This window comes from Kribbella kalugense (assembly GCF_004365875.1).
Lineage (GTDB): Bacteria > Actinomycetota > Actinomycetes > Propionibacteriales > Kribbellaceae > Kribbella > Kribbella kalugense.
Genome location: NZ_SODF01000002.1, coordinates 1026194 through 1045923, shown reverse-complemented (window position 1 = coordinate 1045923; position 19730 = coordinate 1026194). Strand labels below are relative to the sequence as shown.

The following is a 19730-nucleotide window of genomic DNA, read 5'->3' as shown; positions in this document are numbered from 1 at the left end:
GCAATTGATGAGTGCTGGAGGTCCGGGTCAGCGGTGCATCGACTCCCACTCGGCGTGGGTGAGTTCCGTCAGCTCCGACGCCGGGGTCTTGGTGCGGGGCGTCGTACCCCCACCGACGGCGCCGCCGCCGAAGACGATGTTGGCCCAGTTGTTCTGCGCGATCAGGATCGACGTGGTCTTGTCGCCGTTGATGTCTGCCGCGGTTGTGGTGTCGGTGGTGTCGCCGTCGCAGTTCCAGTCGATCGGGGCGTTCGCCGGACCTGCCGTCGTCCGGGTCGAGCCGTTCGGGCACTTCCAGCTGGTCTTGTAGCCGGCGCCCAGGCTGCCCAGGCCGACCGTCTCGTCCGGCCGGGCCTCGTTGATCGACGTCGGCTGGACGTTCGAGTAGCCCCAGTACTTCGTGCCGTCGGCCTTGAGCACGCCGCCGAGCTGGAAGGAGTAGTTCATCACGCTCAGGTAGTTCGGCTTGTAGTTCAGGTTGTCGGTGCCGCCGTGCTTCAGGCCGAGGTTGTGGCCGAGCTCGTGGATGAACGTGCCGGCGTTCGTGTCGTCGGTCGCGTTCCAACCACACTTCGGGCCGACCGTGACGATGAACGTGTCGTTCGGGATGTTGAACGCCTGGCCGCTGCTGCAGCCGCCGTCGTAGCTGTCTCCCCAGATCATGTAGTGGAAGACCGCCTTGCGGACCGACGCGAAGTTGGCCGCCTTGATGGCGTTGGTATCGGTGGCCGACGGGTTGAGGTCGGCGTCGTACGTGACCTCGTTGCCTCCGCCCAGGTTGTACGCCGTACCGCGGGCGGAGCCGGCGTCGAGGTGGATCTCGATCCCGGTGCTGCCGTCCGGGTTGCTGACCGGGGCCGACGCGAAGACCTGGACGATCCGGTCCAGCGCTGCCGTACTCGCGAGCAGGCCGGACATGTAGTCCATCTCGACGAACAGGTCCTTCTTGTTCGGGTTCGCGCCCATCGCGGGCAGGTCCACGTCGACGACGCCGTCACCGTTGGCGTCGTACCCGTTGGTCTCCCAACTGTCCGGCAGCGAGTCGCCGTCGGTGTCGGTCGCAGCCGGCGCCACGACGGTACCGGCGCTGTCGAGCGAGGGAGCTGGAGCCGCCGCCGCGCTCGTGGTGGCGAGTGCGGCGGCGGCCAGAGAAGTCAGTACGGCGAACAAGGCGGGGCGGGGCCTCATCAGATCTCCTTCGGGGGCGGTGGGTGATCTGAGCGCTACCGTAGGTGATTCCTCTCGATGGAGATGGCCCGGTCGGGTCACTGACCCAATTGGGTCAGCCGGCTGACCGGAGCATTGACCGGATACCGACGGTCAGTCCGAGGGTCACGGTCACGAGTGCTGCGACCCAGCCCCAGAGCACCGCGCTCGACCAAACATCACCCGAAAAGAGCGTCCGCTCGGCGTCGACGAGGTACGACAGCGGATTGAACTTCGACGCGACCCGCATCCAGCCCGGACCGGTCTCGAGCGGCAGCAGCATCCCGGACAGGATCATCAACGGGAACAGGAATGTCTGCTGCACGACCCAGAACATCCAGTCCTGCTTGCGAACCGCGATCGCCAGCGCGTAGCTGAACGAACCGAGCCCGACCCCGAACACGGCGAGCAGCGCCAGCCCGACCAACGCGCCACCGACGTACAGGTCGAACGCGAACGGCGTCATCACCGCGATCACGATCACCGCCTGCCCGAACAGCGGCACCATCTCCTTCAGGGCCCGGCCGATCAGTAGCGACGAACGCGACAACGGGGTGACCAGCATCCGTTCATGCGCACCGGTCTGGAACTCGAACAGCAGATTCGCCCCGGTCGTCGACGTACCGAACAGCATGGTCATGACCAGGATCGACGGCACGAACCATTGCCAGACCCTGTCGCCGAACGTCCCGCCCATCGAGCCGGACAGCAGCGGTCCGAACAAGGCCAGGAAGACCAGCGGCTGGATCATCCCGAACAGCAGGGTGAACGGATCCCGCAGTACCGGCTTCAACTCGCGCGTCATCACGATCCGGACGTCTCGCAACAGACTGCGAGATGGTTGCGCGTGGGTCATGATCGATTTGTCGGACGTGACGATGGTGGTCATTGGGCCTCCCGGCCTGGACTGAGGAGCGGAGGGAGCGAAGCGACTGGAGCGACGAGGGAAGGCCGGGAGTCAAGGCCCAATGACCCTGCCGGCGCCGAAGGCCCGGCCAAAAGCACTGTCATCAGGCTGCCTCTCGCAAGTTTCGGCCGGTGAGGTTGAGGAACACGTCATCGAGAGTCGGCCGATGTACCTGTGCCGACGCGATTGGTACGCCGTCGTGCTGAGCGGCCGCGATCAGTTCCGGGAGCGCCGCCGGACCGTCCGCGACCCGGACGCTGAGCTCGTCGCCAACGGCAACGACTTCACGGGCTCCGGGCAACTTCTCGGCAAGGATCGTCAGTTGCGAAAGGTTGTCGGGAGCAACAGTCAGTGCGAGCCGGTCACCGGCGAGCTTGGCCTTCAAGGAACTGGCGGTGTCGTCCGCGATCACCTCGCCGTGATCCACCACGACCACCCGCTCGGCCATCGAGTCGGCCTCGTCCAGGTAGTGCGTGGTCAGCACGATCGTCATCGCGTGCTGCTCGCGCATCCGCAGGATGTGGTCCCACAGGTTCGCCCGGTTCTGCGGGTCGAGGCCGGTCGACGGCTCGTCCAGGAACAGCAACGACGGCGCGTGCACGAGTCCCATCGCGACGTCGAGCCGCCGACGTTGTCCGCCGGACAGGTCCGCAACTTTGCGCTGCGCCAGCTCTCGCAGCTCCAACGCATCGAGCAGCTCGTCCGCGCGCAGCCCGGCCGCGCGGCGGTCGAGGCCGTAGATCACGCCTTGCCCGACGAGTTCGTCGCCGACCCGTTGCGAGTGGCCGGCGCCGTTGCCCTGACCGACGTACCCGATCCGTCGGCGGACCTGGCTGGGTTGCCTGGTCACGTCGTACCCCGCGACCGTCGCCGTACCGGAGGTCGGGGTGATCAAGGTGGTGAGCATGCGCAGGGTGGTGGTCTTGCCGGCGCCGTTGGGGCCGAGGACGGCGACCAGCTCGCCGGGTTCGACGTCCAGGCTGATGCCGCGGACGGCGTGGACGGTCTCGGTACGGCTCACCACGAAATCCCGGGTGAGCGATCGGATGCTGATCACAAGGTCTCCTTCGTCAGGTCGATGGCCCTGACATTTCCAGTGGAAGAGGACAGGTTCTGACCGCTACTCGTGTCAATCTGAAGTCATGTCCGAAACCTCAGCCCGACTCCTCGCGCTGCTCTCGCTGCTGCAGGCGCGGCGCGACTGGCCGGGCGCCTTGCTCGCCGAACGGCTCGAGGTCAGCCCGCGTACGGTTCGCCGCGATGTGGATCGGCTCCGCGATCTCGGCTACCCGGTGCGCGCGAGCAAGGGGCCCGACGGCGGCTACCGCCTGGACGCGGGGGCCGATCTGCCGCCGCTGCTCTTCGACGACGACCAGGCGATCGCGGTCGCGGTCGCCTTGCAGACCGCGACGACCACGGTGACCGGGATCGAGGAGGGCGCGTTGCGGGCGCTGGCCACGGTTCGTCAGGTGATGCCGGCGCGATTGCGGCAGCGGGTCGACGCGCTGCAGGTGACCACGGTCGATCGGTACGCCAACCGCCGTACGACGGTGGACTCCGACCAACTGATCGCGATCGGGATGGCGGTCCGTGCCCAGGAGGTACTGCGGTTCGACTACGCGTCACCTGGTGCGACGGAGGACGAGTGGGCGCCGCCGCGGAAGGTGGAGCCGCATCACCTGGTGACGTGGGGCGGACGGTGGTATCTGGTCGGGTGGGATCTGGATCGGAAGGACTGGCGAACGTTCCGGGTCGACCGGATGACGCCGAAGACGCCGACCGGACCACGGTTCAGTACGCGCGAATTGCCGGCGCCCGACGTGGCGACGTACATCTCCACCCGGTTCAAGGGGCAGGACCAGTACCCGTGCATCGGTGAGGCGATCCTGCAGGCGAAGGCGTCGGTCATCGCGCAGTACGCCGACCGCCGGGCGATCGTCGAGGAGGTCACGCCGACCAGTTGCCGGCTGGTGATGAGTGCGTGGTCGTGGACCGGGTTGGCCGCGACGTTCGGGATGTTCGAGTGCGACCTGGAGTTCGTCGGGCCGCAGGAATTGAAGGATGCCGCCACCCAGCTGGCGGCCCGCTACCAGGAGGCTGTGTCATGAGTACGGAACTAACCGTTGTGGATGCCGCCGCCTGGCAGGTCTGGCTCGGCGAGAATCATCAGGAGTCGGACGGCGTCTGGCTCGTGCTGGCGAAGAAGAACGTGACGACCCCGACGAGCCTGACGTACGCCGAGGCGCTCGAAGAGGCCTTGTGTCACGGGTGGATCGACGGGCAGCGCCGGAGTCGCGACGAGCAGACGTTCATCCAGCGGTACACCCCGCGACGCACTAGGAGCATGTGGTCTAAGCGGAACGTCGACCTGGTCGCGAGGCTCGAGCAGGACGGACGGATGCGTCCGGCCGGGCGCGCGGAGATCGAGCGGGCCAAGTCGGACGGGCGATGGGACAAGGCGTACGGCGGTTCGAGTTCGCTGGAGATCCCGGCGGACCTGGCGGCGGCGCTGGCCGCGGATCCTCGAGCCCAGGCGATGTTCGAGATCCTGACCAGCGCCAATCGGTTCGCGATCGTCCACCGCGTGAACGAGGCGAAACGCCCCGAGACCCGGACGAAACGGATCACGCTGTACGTCGACCAGTTGAGCCGAGGCGAAACGATCTACCCGCAGAAGCGGACGCTGTAGGCGGACCGCCACGCATGCAGAACCCCTGAAAACAGGGCGACGCACCATGCTGGGGGCGGTTCTGCATGCGTGCAGGTCCGCCTAGACCAGATCCAGTGTCGCGTCTTGATCCGCGGTCAGTGGGAAGTAGGCGAGGAACGTGACGCCCTCGTCCTCGGTGTCGAAGCGGGAGATCCGCTCGACCGCGGGCTCGTAGAACACGTCGCCCGGGTGCAGGACCTGGGCCGGGGCGTCGGCGGCCTGCTGGTAGATCGCTGATCCCGAGACGATGTTGCCGAACACGGGTCCGTTGTGGACGTGAGCGCCGAGCGCGGTGTGCGGGTCGATCGTGATCCGGCGGACCTCGACGCGCTGCACCGGGAGCGCCTCCGGCAGGTGCTGGTCGAGTACGACGACTCGGCTGATCGGTGACTCTGCTGGGTTCATGGCAGCATCGTACATACCAATAGGTACAGAGCGCATCAAAGGCCCGGCTCGGGGCCTGCGGGAGCTGTTAGTAGAGGACCGGGTTGAGCGGGGAGGAGATGGTCTCGCCGGGCTGGTTGCCGGGCATCCAGCTGGCCAGATCGGCCTCCTGGTTCTTGTTCACCGGCGGGGAGATCTCCATCGCGGCGTCGACGTAGATCACCGTCATCACCCGGCGCGGGATGTCGGTCGTGTTCGGCGGCGCGTGGTGGAAGGTCCAGCCGAGGTGGTAGCTCACCTCGCCCAGCTCGAACGGCTCGGAGATCTCCGGGAACTCCTGCTCGGCCAGCGTCTCCTGCAGCACCCGCCCCGACTCGTCGCTGATCGCCAGGTCGCGACCGTGCTCGAAGGTATGGCTGCCGGCCGCGAACGACAGCGGCCCCATCTCCATCGGGGTCTCCTGCAGCGGGATCCAGATCGTCACGCAACGGTCGGTCGAGAACGGCCAGTAGTACTGGTCCGCGTGCCACGGCGTCACGCCGCCGCCGGACTCCTTGTACAGCGCCTGGTCGTGGTACAGCCGCACCGACTGCACGCCGAGCAACTGCGCCGCGATCCGCGCCAGCCGCGGTGACGACACGAACTCGAGCACCCGCTCGCTGTCCTGCCAGAGATTCGTCACCTGCAGGAACGCCTTGCCGTAGGTGTCGCGCTCGTCCAGCGGCAGGTGCTGGGTGTTCAGCTCGATCACCTTGCCGGTGATCTCCGGCTCGTACTCCGCGATCGTCTCCGGACTGAGTACGTGCTTCAGTTTCACGAAGCCGTGCTCGGCGAAGTGCGCGATGTCGGACCGGCTGAGGGTGTAGTCGGTCTCGAGCTCCGGGCGGGTCAGAGTCATGGGAGTAAAGCGTCCATGAACGTTTCATCGCTGTAAAGATCAGTGATCAAATCTTGTCCCTACGTGCACATGCATCCGCACACCCGAGCAAAGCGGTCAGGGCCGTAATGCGAAACGGTCCAACGCCTCCAGGATCAGCTCTTTAGTGTCGGCACCTCCGGCGCCGTGCCCCTCCTGCTCAACCAGGTGCAGCTCCGCGCCCGGCCAGGCCTGCGCCATCCGCCAGGCGACATCCGCCGGACTGCTGATGTCGAGCCGCCCATGAATCAGCACGCCAGGAATCTCGGCCAGCTTGCCCGCCTCGCGCACGAGAACGTCTTCTTCCAGCCAAGCCGCATGACCCCAGTAGTGCGTCACGAGCCGCGCCAACCGCAGCCGGAAGACGGGATCGTCATACCGGGAATCCGGCCGCCAGCCTGGGTGTGTGCGGACGTGCGTGTCCTCCCAATCACACCAATTACGGGCGGCCCGGTCGCGCACCTCGGGGTCCGGGTCGTGCAGCAGGCCGCTGTAGGCGAGCGGGAGGTTCCCATCCCGCTGGCCCTCCGGTACGCCGTCCCGAAAGCGCGCCCACTCCTCGGGAAAGATCCGGCCCATCTCGCGGGTGATCCAGTCGACCTCACGCCGGGTGGTGTTGGTGACACTGAACAGCACGACCTCGGAGATCGCCTCCGGGTGCTGCTCGGCGTACGCAAGACCGAGCGTCGCTCCCCACGAAGCGCCCAGGATGAGCCATCGCGAGATACCGAGCTGCCTGCGCAGTTGCTCGAAGTCCGCGATCAGGTGGGCGGTCGTGTTGGTGCTCAGGTCGACATCGGGCTCGGCGGCGTCCGGCGTACTGCGGCCGCAGTTGCGCTGATCAACGAGAACCACCTTGTACTTCGACGGATCGAAGTACCGCCGCCACCAGGCGCCGGCGCCGGAACCCGGGCCGCCGTGGACGACGAGTGCGGGCTTGCCGTCGGGGTTGCCGCAGACCTCCCAGTACACGCGGTTCCCGTCACCGACGTCGAGCAGGCCGTGGTCGTAGGGCTCGAGGTCTGGATACATGGCTCAGAGGACTCCGGTGTAGGTGAGGGCAAAGGTGCCGCAGGGGAGCAAGAAGAGCGCGGCGAGGACAATGATGCCCTTGAAGGACTGCTCGGGTCCGATCAGTTTCCGGTACGCCGCGATCAGCACCGGGACCATCACCAACTCCAGCGGGAGCATGCTGCGTGGGATGATCGTCGCGGTTGCGGCGAGTACGACGGACAACGCCGCGGCGCCGATCCAGGCGACGTACCCGATCAGGTACGTCGTCCGTGCGCCGAAGCGGACCGCAATCGTCTGGTAGCCGGCGGCCCGGTCGGCCTCGAGGTCCGCGAGCGTGGTCGGGAGGTACAGGCCGATGGCTGCAAGCGTTCCCTGCAGGCCCATCAGCCAAGGGAAGTCGCTCAGGTCCGGGTTGATGGCGGCCCAGCCGGCCAGCGGTCCGAAGGCGCCGAGGGCGAGTGCGTTGACCGCGACGTCGAAGCCGGCGCGGGTCTTGAGGCGGACCGGCGGGACGGAGTACGCGTAGCCGAGCACGACCGCGAGCAGGACGCCGAGCGCGAACACGATCCCGACATTCAGACTCAACCCGACCGCCGCGACAGCTGCCGCGAATGCGAGCCGCTTGGCTGCCCGCAGGGTGATGCGTCCGTCGAGCAGCGGCGACTTCGCCTTCCGCGGATTGAGCCGATCACTCGGCAGGTCGTACGCGTCGTTCACCGCCAGCACGGCCAGCCACACCAACGGCCCCATCACCACGGCGCCCACGATCAGCCGCAGCCACTCCTCGACCGGCGGAATCAGCTGGTGCGTGGCGAGCAGGATCCCTGTGTAATAAGGGACGATCGAGACCACCCAGAACGCCGGCCGCCCCACCGCGATGATGTCGCGAACCCGCGTCGATCCCCGAACCTGCACCACCGTGCTCACACCACCACTGTCCACCCGCGGGACGGCTCCCGTCCTCCCTCCGTGGAGTGAAGCTGCTCACCCTTCGAGGTGGACCAACGAGCCCTTCTCCAACGCGACCCAGACCGAGCCGTGGTCAAGGGCGAGACCGTGTGGCTCGGACCCTTCACCGAGCGCGACCTGCTCCGTGATGTTGCCCTCGGCATCCAATCGGGCGAGCGATCCGGCCGCCCACAAGGTGATCCAGCAACCACCGTCCGCGGTCGCCGCGACCGCATGTGGCTTGGAGCCGGCCGGAAGTGCGAACTCCTCGACCTTCCCGTCCGCGGTGATCCGGCCGGCCCGATCCGCGAGGATCTCGACGAACCAGACCGCGTCCGGACCTGCGCTGATGCCGACCGGGCCGGTGGATTCGGTGGACAGGGGATAGGTGGTGACCGTGCCGCTGGTATCCATCCGGCCGATCGCGTTGCCCTGGTTGAGCGTGAACCACAACTCGCCGCCGAAGTTGGTGATCATCGCCGGAAACGCCCCGGTGGTCCCGATCGGGTACGTCGACACCTCGCCGTCAACGCTCACCCGGCCGATCGCGTCCGCGCTCATCAGCGTGCACCACAAGGCGCCGTCCGGTCCGACGCACAGCCCGTACGGCGCTCCGGCGATCTCGATCGCGGTCACCACCCCGTCGTACCCGATCCGCCCGACCCGGTCGTCGCCGTTCCGCGTGAACCAGACGGCGTCGTCGGGACCGTCGACGATCACGCTCGGCCGCGACTGCGCGGCACCGAGGTCGAACTCCCGCCCGGACACAGTCGCCACGCGACCGGTGTGGACGAGCGTCGCCCACACCTCACCACCTGCGGCAGCAACGCCGTACGGACCGTCGAGCGGAAACTCGGTGACTGACAAGACGTTCTCCCTAATGCGACGAATGTTGCGTTAGGATGGTGCCATGACCGGGACCGATCGTGCAAGCAGGCCGGGTGGGCGGACCGCTCGGGTGCGGGCGGACGTGCTCGCCGCGGTTGAGGCCGAGCTGGCGGAGCATGGGTACGACGGGTTGACGATCGATGCGGTCGCGGCGCGCTCGGGTGTTCATCGCACGACGGTGTATCGCCGGTGGAAGACCGTAGCTGGGCTGCTCGTCGATCTGTTGCAGGCGGGAGCCGATGACGCCTGGGAGCCGGCCGACACCGGTTCTCTCGAAGGCGACCTGATTGCCGTCAACCGCGAAGTACACGCGGCGCTCACCGCTCGCCCGTCCGTCACCCAGGCAGTGATCGCGGCCTCCTTCCGTACGCCGGAAGCCGCCGAGGCACTCACTCAGTTCTGGGTCGATCGGTACGAACGTACGGCGGTCGTCGTACGCCGGGCTGTCGAGCGTGGTGAGATCCCGGCCGGGACGGATGCGCACCAGCTGCTCCTCACCGCTACGGGTCCGCTGTATCACCAACTGGTCCTGCTTCGCCGGCCGATGTCTCGTTCGATTGCGGACCAGCACGCCAGAGTTGCGGCGAAATCTCTTTGCGGCGCTTGATCAAACCGCCTTACGGTGGCAGCTCCGGCAGATGGGAGTTCCCGATGAGCGTCGAGCTTTACGCACTGTCCTTTGATGCAAAGGATCCGGGAGGTCTGGCGCGGTTCTGGGCCGGCGTGCTCGGTCGCGAAGCCGGCGCGGACGGGGCCTCGCTGCTGCCCGACGACAGCGCCCGGTTCCTGCTGCGGTTCCTGCAGAGTGATGTGCCGAAGGATCGCGCCAACCAGATGCACTTCGATCTGACCAGTCAGTCGCTGGAGGAACAAGAGGCAACGGTCGCGCGGGCGCTGGAGCTCGGCGGGCAGCACATCGACATCGGGCAGTCGCCGGAGGAAGAGCACGTCGTACTGGCTGATCCCGAGGGCAACGAGTTCTGTGTGATCGAGCCGGGGAACAACTTCCTCGCCAACACCGGGGTCATCGGCGCGCTGTCGTCCGACGGTACGCAGGCGGTCGGCTACTTCTGGAGCAAGGCACTCGACTGGCCGCTGGTCTGGGACCAGGACGAGGAGACGGCGATCCAGTCGCCGAACGGTGGATCGAAGATCTCCTGGGGCGGCCCGCCGGTGAACCCGAAGGCGCCGAAGAACCGGCTGCATTTCGACCTCGTGCCGTCGGCCGGCTCCGACGTACAGGCCGAGGTCGAGCGGCTGATCTCGCTCGGCGCGACGCGGCTCGAGAGCGGTCAGGAGGACGGCGACGCGATCGCGATGGCCGACCCCGACGGCAACGAGTTCTGCATTCTGACCACGCACTGAGCCACCCCGGCCGCTCCGACTAGGGTCATGACAACGCCTAGTTTGAGGAGACGTTGGTGACCGGACGGTTGGCGAACGAGGTTGTGCTGGTGACGGGGGCCGCGCGCGGGATCGGCCGGGCCGTTGCGGTCAAGGCGGCGGAGGAGGGTGCCGCGGTCGGCCTGGTCGACATCCTGGTGGACGAGCTGAACGCGACCACCGCGGAGCTCGCCGAGGGCGGCGCCAAGGTGGCATCGGCCGTCGGTGACATCACCGACGAGGTGTCGGTCCGGCAGGCGGTCGGCAAACTGACCGACGAGCTCGGCAAGTCCGTCACCGTGCTGGTCAACAACGCCGGCAAGAACTCGTACGCCGACCCGACCAAGATGTCTGTGGCCGAGTGGGACGACGTGTTCGACGTCGACCTGAAGGGCGCGTTCCTGATGTCCCGCCAGGTCCTGCAGCCGATGATCGACAACCGGCACGGCTCGATCGTCAACATCGCCTCGATCCATTCGAAGCTGACCACGGCCGGCATGTTCCCGTACGCCGCGGCGAAGTCCGGCCTGGTCGGGATGACCCGCTCACTCGCGCTGGACGTTGCCCCGCACAACGTTCGGGTCAACGCGGTCAGCCCCGGCTACATCTCCACCGACCTGCTCGAGGAGTTCTTCGACACCATCCCCGGCGAACGCGAGAACGCCCTCCGCGTCCACCCGCTCGGCCGGATCGGCACCCCGGAGAACGTCGCCGAGGTCGTCTGCTTCCTCGCCTCCGAAGCCGCCGCCTTCGTCACCGGCGCCAACTGGGCCGTCGACGGCGGCCTCGGCGTCCGCTACGCCTAACTCGGCGGACCTGGGTTGTACGCGCACGCCGAAGTAAGGTCGTCGTCGTCGGCGGGCTTGGGCGTCGTGCGGGGCTGAGCCGCGGTCGACGGCGTTCTCGTCGTGGTCCTGCGCGGCACCGGCGTCGTCACCGGGTTGAGTGCTTTCGCGACGATCTCGCGCATCCCGGCGTAGTTCGGGTCGCGACCGTTCGGGAAGTTCTTCTCCTTGTCCAGGTCGATGTTGGTGATCTTCGCGGTCTTGACCCGCTGGCCGAGCGTGACGAAGGAGCCCGTCAGGTTCGGTGGGATGTCGGTCCGGATCAGCTGCTCGCCGGCGTGCGCGATCGCCTGATAGTTGGCGAGCACGTTCTGCGGGGTCGCGCGTTCGACGATCGCCTGGATCGTGCAGTGCTGCCGCTGCTGCCGGGCGAGGTCCGCTGTGGCCACGCCGTACCGGCCGCGGGCGAACCACAGTGCGTCCGTGCCGTTCAGCTTCCGGTTCGGCCCGGGCTGGAGGTACCGGCTGGGCGGGATCTTCTTGTCGTCGTTCCCGCCGACCGGGACCGGGTAGTTGATGTTCACCGTGATCCCGCCGAGCGCCTCGACCAGCTGCGCGAACCCGGCCAGGTTGACCTGCACGTAGTAGTGGATCTTCAGCCCGAGCGCCTCACCGACCGAGAGCTTGAGGATGTCCGCGCCCTCGTTGTCCGACGGGCCGATGACGCCCGGGTGCTGGCTCGGGATGTTGCGGTACATCGCATCCAGGTAGAACTCGGGCTGCTCCTTGCTCGGATCGATGCTGGGATCCCAGTACCCGGTTGGGTAGAGCCTGTGCAGCGGTGAGTCGGCCGGGAACGGCATCCGCATGAAGTTCCGGGTCAGCGAGATCAGCGAGGTGTTGCCGGTCTTGGTGTCGATGCTCGCGACCATCACCGTGTCGGTCCGCGTTCCCTGCCGGCCCTCGCCGTCGTCCGCGCCGAGCAGCAGCACGTTCACCCGCGGCAGCTGTTGCCAGACGTCCTTCTTCGTGGAGATCGTCGGCCGGGTCTGGCTCTTGGTCTTGTCGTCGCCGAACACCTTCTTGACCAGGCTCCGCTGGGCCATCAGGGTCTGCGCGGCGGTCGCCGTACTCACCGTCATCGCGAAGCAGACCGCGCCGACCACCAGCGAACCGAGCAGTCGCGATCCCGGGCGCACCGTCAGCGGCCGCAGCATCTTGTACGACGTGACCAGGACGACGATCCACAACAGTCCGACCGCACTCAGGCCGGCGATCATCCACAGCAGCAGCCCGGGATCCAGCGCCCACGAGATGATCGCGTCCCGTTTCCGCAGAGCGATGTACGCCGCCGCGCCGTACAACGCGAGGCTCACGAAGGTGACCACCGAGCCGAGCCTGGTCCGGCGCGCGACCAGGTACGCCGTACCGGGCAGGAGCACACCGAACACGGCGATCGCCAGCGCGGCGAACGCGGACCGTTGCCGTGGTCTGGCCCTCCGTGCTCGGCTGCTGTGCGACGCTCGCTGCGCTCTGCTCGGGGCCATGCCCTCTTCGATTCATTGACTCGGCAAAAAGTTGGCAAAATGAGACCCGTGAGTGACATTGAGGTACGACGGGCCGGCCCGGAAGATGCGGAGTCGTTGGTCCGGTTACGCGGGCTGATGCTCGCTGCCATGGGCAACGATGTCGACGGACCCTGGCGGACGACCGCCGTCGAGTGGTTCGCCGGGCAACTGGCGTCGCCGGACACGTTCGCGGCGTACGTCGTCGACGACCCGGACGCCGGCGTGGTCGCAGGGGCCGCGGGCAACGTCTATGTGCATCCACCGGGGCCGAGAGATCTGACCACGGTCCGCGGCCACCTGTACAACGTCAGCACCGAGCCGGCCTTCCGTCGGCGCGGGCTGGCCCGGGCCTGCGTGGTCGCGCTGATGGACTGGTTCCAGGACGAGACCGCCGTCGGCCAGGTCGAACTGCACGCGACCGACTACGGCATCGGGTTGTACCGCGACCTCGGGTTCATCGAGTCGAGGTACCCGTCGCTGAGGTTCCGGACTGCCAAGGCGTAGCTGGGTCGGAGAAGGGTTTGTGGGCACAGTGGCAAGAAGACAGTGAGGACGCGCCCGACCGGGCGCGGTGGGAGGAGCTCACCGGATGCGCCGCTGGAGTGTGGTCAGGACGATCGGGCTGGCGATCACGGCTGTGGTCGCTATTGGGGTGGTTTACCAACTGCCCGCGAGCCCGTTGGCCCGGCATGAGTCAGCCGTACCGTCGTCGATGCAGTCGTCGTCACAACCGTCCGTACAGTCGTCGACGCGGACCGTCGTACCGCAGCGAGCCACGATCCCACCGGCGGCTCCGGTGATCTCCTATCCGGTCGCGGGGACGCAGTCGTACGCCGTACTGCCCGGAGATCCTGCGGTGATCGGGCGGGCCGGGAAGCTGATGCGATTCCAGGTCGCGATCGAGGGTGGGATCACCGGGATCGATCGGGTTGCGTTCGCGCGGTTCGTCCGGACGACGTACGGCGGGGCGGAAGGGTGGGCGTCGCGCGGGCAGTGGCGGTTCCAGCAGGTCGGGCCGGGGACGAATCCGGACTTCACCTTGATGCTGGTCACGCCGCAGACGCGGGACGTGATCTGTGGTGCGGCGCCGGACCGGTACACGAGCTGCCGGATCGGGAATCGAGTCGTGCTGAACGTGGCGCGATGGGCGCACGGCGTACCGAATTTCGGGGCATCGCTGACGACGTACCGGCAGTACATGGTCAACCACGAGACCGGCCACCGGCTCGGCCACGGCCACGAGCTGTGCCCGGGACCGGGCCAACCGGCGCCGGTGATGCAGCAACAAACCCTCGGCCTGCACGGCTGCACGGCGTACGCCTGGCCGTATCTGAACGGCCAGCGTTACTCCGGCCGCCTAGGCCAGTACGACGACCCGGTGCCTCATCCCTGAATGATGGAGAGCACGTTGCCGGCCGGGTCCTTGAACCAGGCAATCAACGGGCCCTGCCCGCGGTAGATGCCGAGCTTGTCCTGGTCGTCGTTGTACTGCTCGAACGTGACGCCGCGCTCGGTCAACTCACGCGCGGTCGCCTCGATGTCGGTCACCGGGAAGTTGAGCACGGTGTACTCCGCCGGGACATGGTTCGGCTTCGGGTACACCAGGATCACGGGACCACCCGCGATCTGCAGGTGCAGCATCCCGTGCTCCTCGCCGACGTCGAGCCCGAGCGTCTTCGTGTAGAACTCCTTCGCGGTCACGATGTCGTCAACCGAGAACCCGCTGTACGCCTTGCTGTCGTGCAACATCTGATGCCCTCCTTGATCGCTTGACACCAGCTACGTCGAGACCACGGCCGGCATTTCGACACTAGTTGTGCAGGACGGTCCTGGGGAGAGCGTCGTTCACGGCGGCCGCGACGGACGCTGACTCGAGGCCGTCGGCGACGGTGTGGAGCAGGCGGACCAGGTGAGCGGCGTCGGTCGGGCCGAGGATGCCGGTGATGACGTCGAGGACGCGGACGGTGAGACCGTCGAGCTGGGAGAGCCGGGCCTGACCCATCGCCGTGGCCGCGAGGGCCGGCGTGGTCCGGACCATGCCGAGCGCTTCGAGGTCGGCGATCGCCAGCTGAGCCTCGCCGGTCGTGATGCCGACCTGCTCGGAGACCTCGGCTGCCGTGGTGCGGCCGTTGGCGATCGCGTTCAGCACCAGGGCGGCCGGCATCTTCATCCCGACCATTTCCTGCAGACCAATGATCAGCGGGTGAGCGTGGCCGCGCACGCGCTCCACCGCGTCGAGCAGCCGGAGCGCGTCGCCGATGTCACCGATCAGGTGCTCACTCTGGACGGCCGCGATCCCGGTTGGCCCCGACCTGACGGGCGACGGCACGACGCCGCCGATAACCCGCTCGGGCACCACAAGGGCCTTCGCCACAACCCGCTCGGCGGGTCCCTGTGGCCTGATTCCAGCGTCTTCGATGGTCACGTCTCCAGAGTAGGGAGCCGTTCCGACAGCTTCGGCGTGTCCTTCCTGAAGAAACACTGTGAATATCCCGACGTTGCTGATCTACGCTCCGGCCATGCGGTTGAACGGGAAACGAGTGCTGGTGATCGGCGGCGGTGGTGGCGGGATCGGTCGTGCGACGACTGAGGCCTGCGGCAACGAAGGTGCGGCGGTGGTGGTAGCCGATGTCGACCCGGAGCGTGCCGAGGAGGCTGCGGAGGCAGTACGGTCGCGCGGCGGTACGGCGTACCCGGTGTCCGGCGACGTCCGTTCGGCGACCGACATCGAGGCGATGGTCGCGACCGCGGTCGAGAAGCTCGGCGGGCTCGATGTGCTGGTCACGGTCGTCGGCGGGCAGGTCGCGTTCGTGCCGGCCGTGAAGCTGCACGAGATGGCTGACGAGGACTGGGACACGATCTACGAGCTCAACCTCCGGTACGTCGCCCGCGCGGTCCGGGCCGTACTCCGCGTCTTCCTGGACCAGGGCACCGGCGGCACGATCGTCAGCGTCGGCTCGGTCACCGGCTTCATGGCCGCTCCGGAACAAGCGGCGTACGGCGTGATGAAGGCCGGCATCCTCAGCCTGGCCCGGACGGTCGCCGCCGAGTACGCCCGCGACGGCATCCGGATGAACGTGGCCGCGGCCGGCGCCATCGCGACCGCGGTGGCCAACGCGAACGTCGACGCCGAGGTCGTCGACGAGATCCCGACCGGTCGTTTCGGCCGTTCCGAGGAGGTCGCGCAGGCGGTGGTCTACCTGGCTTCCGACGCCGCGTCCTACATCACCGGGCAGCAGATCGTCCTCGACGGCGGCGTCTCCGTCCGCGGTCCATTTGGGTAATCGAACATACCTGCGAAGAATTCGGGCCCGGCGGGTCCGAAAAAGGCTGGGAATTTCTGAATTCGGGCGTGACCTCGGCTCTGCATCCTCCGTTGGATCTGACGTGACGGTGAACACAACACGGCGCACCGGCACCGCGCTCGCCCGCGTTTTCCAGGCCGTAAACCCCTCGAAGTAGCAGCCAGGAGGACCAGTGACAACCGCCACCGCCACCCAGACAATTGAGCGCCGACGCGTCCGTGTCTGGTTCGGTGAGCACGTCATCGCCGACTACAACGCCGAGCCGGCGTTGGCCGAGCGGTACGCAGACGCCATGAGCCGTCGATTCGCCGGACTGCGGGTCACGAACGACCCGATGCCCACCGTCGACAAGCTCCCCGACCCCCTGCCCGGCGAGCGCATGTGGGACGTAGCACCCCGCTGAGAAACCCTGAGAAACCCTGAGAAACAAGGCATCCGGCACCTTGCGCGTTCCGTATCTCACCAGACAACCCACGCGGAACGTGGCCCAGGTCGAGAACCTCACCTCGATCACAGCAAAGGCACCGGTGATTGGGCGGCAAGCGGGCGTCGGGCGTTCTGCCCCTCGCTTGCCGCCATTTCTCTCCTGCAATGCGCCTGAAGAAAACTGAACAAACCTCATCGTCCGCACCGGATCCCCCAGGTCCGGTGCGGACTTTTGTTTCAGAGGTTGGCGAAGTACTCCGGCTTCATCTGGATCAGCTGGACGTAGTTGCCGTCCGGGTCGATCAGGGTGGCGAACCAGCCGACCCCGCGGTCCTCCGGGTGCACCAGCCAGTCGACGTCGAGGGTGCGCAGGTGCGCGGCCGCCGCCTCGATGTCCTCGACCTCGAAGTTCACGATATGCCGCCCCGGCTCGACCGTCTTCGTGGTGACGTCGTCGCGCTGCTCGATCACCAGGCCGAACCCACCGAGGTTCAGGTTCCCGTACCCGTCGACCTCGGCGTGGAAGCCGTCGCGGTACCACGCCTTCAACCGCTCGGCGTCCGTACTACCGAGCAACATGCTGTTCAGAACGAACTTGGCCACGATCTCTCCTCTGTCCTCCGGATATCACCCGGTACGTCGGAGTCGCAGCCACCAGATCGACATCAGTCCCCGAAGACGAACGCCTCGATGATCGGACCCAGCACCTCGGGCTCGACGTCATGCGGATGACCATCCATCGTCAACCGCCGTCCCCGCGGCAGCAGCTCAGCCACGGTCCGCGCGGTGTTCCGCCGCCACTCCCGGCTCTGCCCGCCGTCGATCACCAACGTCGGCACGGTGATCGCACTCGCCCAGTGGTCCGGAAGACTGAAGTCACCCATCAGCTGCATGTCATAGCCGAGCGTCGGCGCCAACGCCTCCAGATCGTTCCAGAACGGCGACGTACGCATCGGCGCGACCACCTCGGCCGGCATCTCCACCGCGGTGATCAGGAACAGCTCGGTCGCATCGCCGTACCGATCCTGCTCGACCAGCTCCTCCAGCCGCCCCGCCAGCTCGAGCGGCACAGTCCGGGTGTCGTCGGTGATGAACGGCGGCTCGATCAACAGCAGCCCGCTGATCGGCACACCCCGTGCAGCGGCTTCTCCCGCGAACACAGCGCCCGTCGAAACCCCGAGCGCGTACGCCGATCCGCCCACCAGCTCGACCACCGCCGCAAGGTCCTCCAGCTCCCGCTCGACCGCCCATGGCTGTACGTCGCCGCTGTCCCCACGCCCGCGCCGGTCGTACGTCGCCACCGTGAAGCGACTCGCCAGCCGCTTCGCCAGCGGGATGAACGTACGCCGGTCGTTCAGCGCTCCACCGACGAGCACGATCGCCGGCCCGCTGTCGCCGTACACCTCGACGACGATCGGCGTACTGTCCGCCGACACGACGGTCTCGATCCGCGGACGTGTTGCCGGAGGCAACGACCGTGGCGCGGCGCTTTCGCCGTACAGACCACCGAGATAGGTGAACAGCTCGCTGTGTCCGTAGAGCCGTGGCTCGGTGCGCCGCGCCAGGCTCTCGAAATAGCGCTCGTACCGTCGCCGCGTGACCTCGCCCTCACCAGCCGCGTCCAGCTGTCGCAGGCAGAACGCGCGGACCGTCTCCAACAACCGATAGCGCGACCCAGACGTCCCGTCGATGCGTACGACGAGGGACCGGTCGACCAGCCGGCTCAGGAGCTCCGCCACCTCGGCAACCGGTACGTCGTCACCTGCGCAGACCGCCTCGGCCGCAGCCAGGGTGCAACCGCCGGGATGTGGAGCGAGGCGACGCAGCACCGCCCGCTCCTGGTCGCCGAGCAGGTCCCAGCTCCACTCCACCATCGCCGAAACGGTCTGCTGGCGATCCGGCAGACCACGCTGCCGGTACCGATCGTCGAAGCGGTCGGCCAGATCGCGCACATCCATCGCACCGACCCGGCTCGCAGCCAGCTCCACCGCCAGCGGCAACCCGTCCAGCCGCCGGCACAAGGTATGCACCGCCTCGGAAGTGTCGGCCGTCAGCTCGAACCGAGGATCCGCCGCCCGAGCCCGCGCTACGAACAGCTCGACGGCAGTGGACTCCTCCAACGGCGGCACCGGCAGACGGTGTTCGCCCGCGACCGCGAGCGGCTCCCGGCTGGTCGCGAGGATGCGCAGATCCGGTGACTGCCGGAGCAGGTTCGCAACGACCTCCGCCGCCGCGCCGATCACATGTTCACAGTTGTCCAGAACGAGCAGTCCCACGCCGGTCGTATCGATGGCGGCCACCACCTGATGGACCTCCAGCGCTGCGAGCTCGACCAGTGCGGCGTCCGGAATCAGTCGAGCGGCCGCGAGCGCAAGGCTTGTCTTGCCGACTCCACCAGGCCCAGTCAGCGTCACCAATCGCGCCGAGTCGAGCAGCGCCACGATCTCGTCCACAGCGGAATCGCGACCGATCAGCTCGGTCACGGCGGCCGGCAGCTTGGTCTTCGGCCGCGGCTCAGCCGGTGGTCCCGCCAGGATCGCCTGCTGGAGCTCGACCAGCTCGGCACTCGGATCCAGCCCAAGCTCGTCCCGCAGCCGGTCGCGCAGCTCCGCGTAGCCGGCCAACGCCTCCGCCTGCCGCCCAGCCTGATGCAAGGCCTTCAGTTGTACGGCGCGCAGCCGCTGGCGCAACGGATTGCGGGCAACCAGTTCGGCCAGCTCGGCGACCAGCTCCTCGTGTTCACCGAGCACGAACCGCGCTTCGGCGTACGCCTCCTGGACCGCCAGCCGCTCCTCGTCGAGCCGGTCGATGGCAGCCCGGGCGAACGCATCCGCCGCGACATCGGCGTACGCCGGACCACGCCAGACGGTCAGCGCGTCAGCCAGGGTCGCGGCCCGCATCCGCGCGCTACCGGTCTGCCGAGCCCGCGCCGCGAGTGCGCGGAAGCGACCCGAATCGACCGCCTCGGGTGCCGTCGAGATCAGGTAGCCGGCCGGGCTGGTCTGCACGAGCGAGCGCGCTCCCGGCTCGGCCTCGTCCAGCGCGCGGCGCAGCTGGGACACCCGGGTCTGCAGAGTGGCCGTCGGATTCACCGGCAGCTCGTCACCCCACAGGTCGTCGATCAGGATCGCGGCGGAGACCGGACGCCCGGCGTGCAGCAACAGATCGGCAAGCAGCGCCCGCACCTTCCGATCCGGCAGCCGCACCGCCTGCCCGTCATCGGTCCACGCGGTGACCGGTCCCAGCACCCCAAAGCGCATGCCCGCCACAGTAGATCCAAAGCGTTTCTA

Annotated in this window: 22 protein-coding genes; 9 read left to right on the top strand and 13 right to left on the bottom strand. The window is 67.6% G+C overall.

Annotated elements, in window-relative coordinates; genetic code table 11:
- Nucleotides 1-27: 27 nt before the first annotated feature.
- From EV650_RS22745 to EV650_RS22735, 3 genes are all read right to left on the bottom strand, one after another.
- Nucleotides 28-1188 carry a zinc-dependent metalloprotease family protein gene (locus EV650_RS22745; protein ID WP_134121049.1) on the bottom strand — a complete coding sequence of 387 codons (1161 nt, stop codon included), beginning with the start codon at nt 1186-1188 and terminating at the stop codon, nt 28-30.
- A gap of 94 nt (nt 1189-1282) precedes the next feature.
- Entirely contained in the window at nt 1283-2095 is an 813-nt protein-coding gene (locus EV650_RS22740; protein ID WP_202874830.1) for an ABC transporter permease, read from the bottom strand.
- A gap of 121 nt (nt 2096-2216) precedes the next feature.
- Nucleotides 2217-3170, bottom strand: a complete 954-nt coding sequence (locus EV650_RS22735; protein ID WP_134121048.1) for an ATP-binding cassette domain-containing protein — start codon at nt 3168-3170, stop codon at nt 2217-2219.
- 85 nt (nt 3171-3255) lie between these two features.
- Between EV650_RS22735 and EV650_RS22730 the strand changes: the two genes are divergently transcribed.
- On the top strand, nt 3256-4221 hold the full coding sequence (locus EV650_RS22730) for a helix-turn-helix transcriptional regulator (protein WP_134121047.1): 966 nt from the start codon (nt 3256-3258) through the stop codon (nt 4219-4221).
- On the top strand, nt 4218-4802 hold the full coding sequence (locus EV650_RS22725; protein WP_134121046.1) for a YdeI/OmpD-associated family protein: 585 nt from the start codon (nt 4218-4220) through the stop codon (nt 4800-4802). Before EV650_RS22730 ends, EV650_RS22725 begins: the two co-directional genes overlap by 4 nt.
- Before the next feature lie 81 nt (nt 4803-4883).
- On the opposite strand, the gene EV650_RS22720 is transcribed toward EV650_RS22725, so the two are convergent.
- From EV650_RS22720 to EV650_RS22700, 5 genes are all read right to left on the bottom strand, one after another.
- Nucleotides 4884-5228: a cupin domain-containing protein gene (locus EV650_RS22720; RefSeq protein WP_134121045.1), complete on the bottom strand. Its 345-nt coding sequence runs from the start codon at nt 5226-5228 to the stop codon at nt 4884-4886.
- A gap of 67 nt (nt 5229-5295) precedes the next feature.
- On the bottom strand, nt 5296-6105 hold the full coding sequence (locus EV650_RS22715; protein WP_134121044.1) for a phytanoyl-CoA dioxygenase family protein: 810 nt from the start codon (nt 6103-6105) through the stop codon (nt 5296-5298).
- Nucleotides 6106-6201: 96 nt separating this feature from the next.
- A complete protein-coding gene (gene pip, locus EV650_RS22710; protein WP_134121043.1) occupies nt 6202-7155 on the bottom strand; it encodes a prolyl aminopeptidase in 954 nt (317 codons plus the stop codon).
- 3 nt (nt 7156-7158) lie between these two features.
- A complete protein-coding gene (locus EV650_RS22705) occupies nt 7159-8064 on the bottom strand; it encodes a UbiA prenyltransferase family protein (RefSeq protein ID WP_238174389.1) in 906 nt (301 codons plus the stop codon).
- 57 nt (nt 8065-8121) lie between these two features.
- Nucleotides 8122-8952, bottom strand: a complete 831-nt coding sequence (locus tag EV650_RS22700) for a virginiamycin B lyase family protein (RefSeq protein ID WP_134121042.1) — start codon at nt 8950-8952, stop codon at nt 8122-8124.
- A gap of 43 nt (nt 8953-8995) precedes the next feature.
- Between EV650_RS22700 and EV650_RS22695 the strand changes: the two genes are divergently transcribed.
- From EV650_RS22695 to EV650_RS22685, 3 genes are read left to right on the top strand one after another with little or no spacing between them, the layout of a single operon-like run.
- The gene (locus EV650_RS22695; RefSeq protein WP_166678238.1) at nt 8996-9580 is read left to right on the top strand and encodes a TetR/AcrR family transcriptional regulator; all 585 of its coding nucleotides are present in this window, start codon (nt 8996-8998) and stop codon (nt 9578-9580) included.
- A gap of 44 nt (nt 9581-9624) precedes the next feature.
- Nucleotides 9625-10338 carry a VOC family protein gene (locus EV650_RS22690; RefSeq protein ID WP_134121041.1) on the top strand — a complete coding sequence of 238 codons (714 nt, stop codon included), beginning with the start codon at nt 9625-9627 and terminating at the stop codon, nt 10336-10338.
- 56 nt (nt 10339-10394) lie between these two features.
- Nucleotides 10395-11162 (top strand): SDR family NAD(P)-dependent oxidoreductase, encoded by a 768-nt coding sequence (locus EV650_RS22685; RefSeq protein WP_134121040.1) that lies wholly within the window; start codon nt 10395-10397, stop codon nt 11160-11162.
- Here the strand turns inward: EV650_RS22685 and EV650_RS22680 are convergent.
- A complete protein-coding gene (locus EV650_RS22680; protein ID WP_134121039.1) occupies nt 11159-12688 on the bottom strand; it encodes an LCP family protein in 1530 nt (509 codons plus the stop codon). The genes EV650_RS22685 and EV650_RS22680 overlap by 4 nt on opposite strands.
- Nucleotides 12689-12727: 39 nt before the next feature.
- Between EV650_RS22680 and EV650_RS22675 the strand changes: the two genes are divergently transcribed.
- Nucleotides 12728-13213, top strand: a complete 486-nt coding sequence (locus EV650_RS22675) for a GNAT family N-acetyltransferase (RefSeq protein ID WP_238174388.1) — start codon at nt 12728-12730, stop codon at nt 13211-13213.
- Between the two features lie 85 nt (nt 13214-13298).
- Complete coding sequence (locus tag EV650_RS22670) at nt 13299-14102, top strand: DUF3152 domain-containing protein (protein WP_238174387.1); 804 nt, start codon at nt 13299-13301, stop codon at nt 14100-14102.
- On the opposite strand, the gene EV650_RS22665 is transcribed toward EV650_RS22670, so the two are convergent.
- Together EV650_RS22665 and EV650_RS22660 are read right to left on the bottom strand one after the other, a co-directional pair.
- The gene (locus EV650_RS22665) at nt 14093-14458 is read right to left on the bottom strand and encodes a VOC family protein (protein ID WP_134121037.1); all 366 of its coding nucleotides are present in this window, start codon (nt 14456-14458) and stop codon (nt 14093-14095) included. The genes EV650_RS22670 and EV650_RS22665 overlap by 10 nt on opposite strands.
- A gap of 61 nt (nt 14459-14519) precedes the next feature.
- Nucleotides 14520-15134, bottom strand: a complete 615-nt coding sequence (locus tag EV650_RS22660; protein WP_238174386.1) for a winged helix DNA-binding protein — start codon at nt 15132-15134, stop codon at nt 14520-14522.
- Nucleotides 15135-15228: 94 nt separating this feature from the next.
- Here EV650_RS22660 and EV650_RS22655 point away from each other — a divergent pair, with 94 nt between their 5' ends.
- Entirely contained in the window at nt 15229-15993 is a 765-nt protein-coding gene (locus tag EV650_RS22655; RefSeq protein WP_134121036.1) for an SDR family NAD(P)-dependent oxidoreductase, read from the top strand.
- A gap of 193 nt (nt 15994-16186) precedes the next feature.
- A complete protein-coding gene (locus tag EV650_RS22650) occupies nt 16187-16417 on the top strand; it encodes a hypothetical protein (protein ID WP_134121035.1) in 231 nt (76 codons plus the stop codon).
- Nucleotides 16418-16677: 260 nt separating this feature from the next.
- Here EV650_RS22650 and EV650_RS22645 read toward each other — a convergent pair whose 3' ends face one another.
- Nucleotides 16678-17043 carry a VOC family protein gene (locus EV650_RS22645; RefSeq protein WP_134121034.1) on the bottom strand — a complete coding sequence of 122 codons (366 nt, stop codon included), beginning with the start codon at nt 17041-17043 and terminating at the stop codon, nt 16678-16680.
- 62 nt (nt 17044-17105) lie between these two features.
- Nucleotides 17106-19700 carry an alpha/beta fold hydrolase gene (locus EV650_RS22640; protein WP_202874829.1) on the bottom strand — a complete coding sequence of 865 codons (2595 nt, stop codon included), beginning with the start codon at nt 19698-19700 and terminating at the stop codon, nt 17106-17108.
- Nucleotides 19701-19730 lie beyond the last annotated feature (30 nt).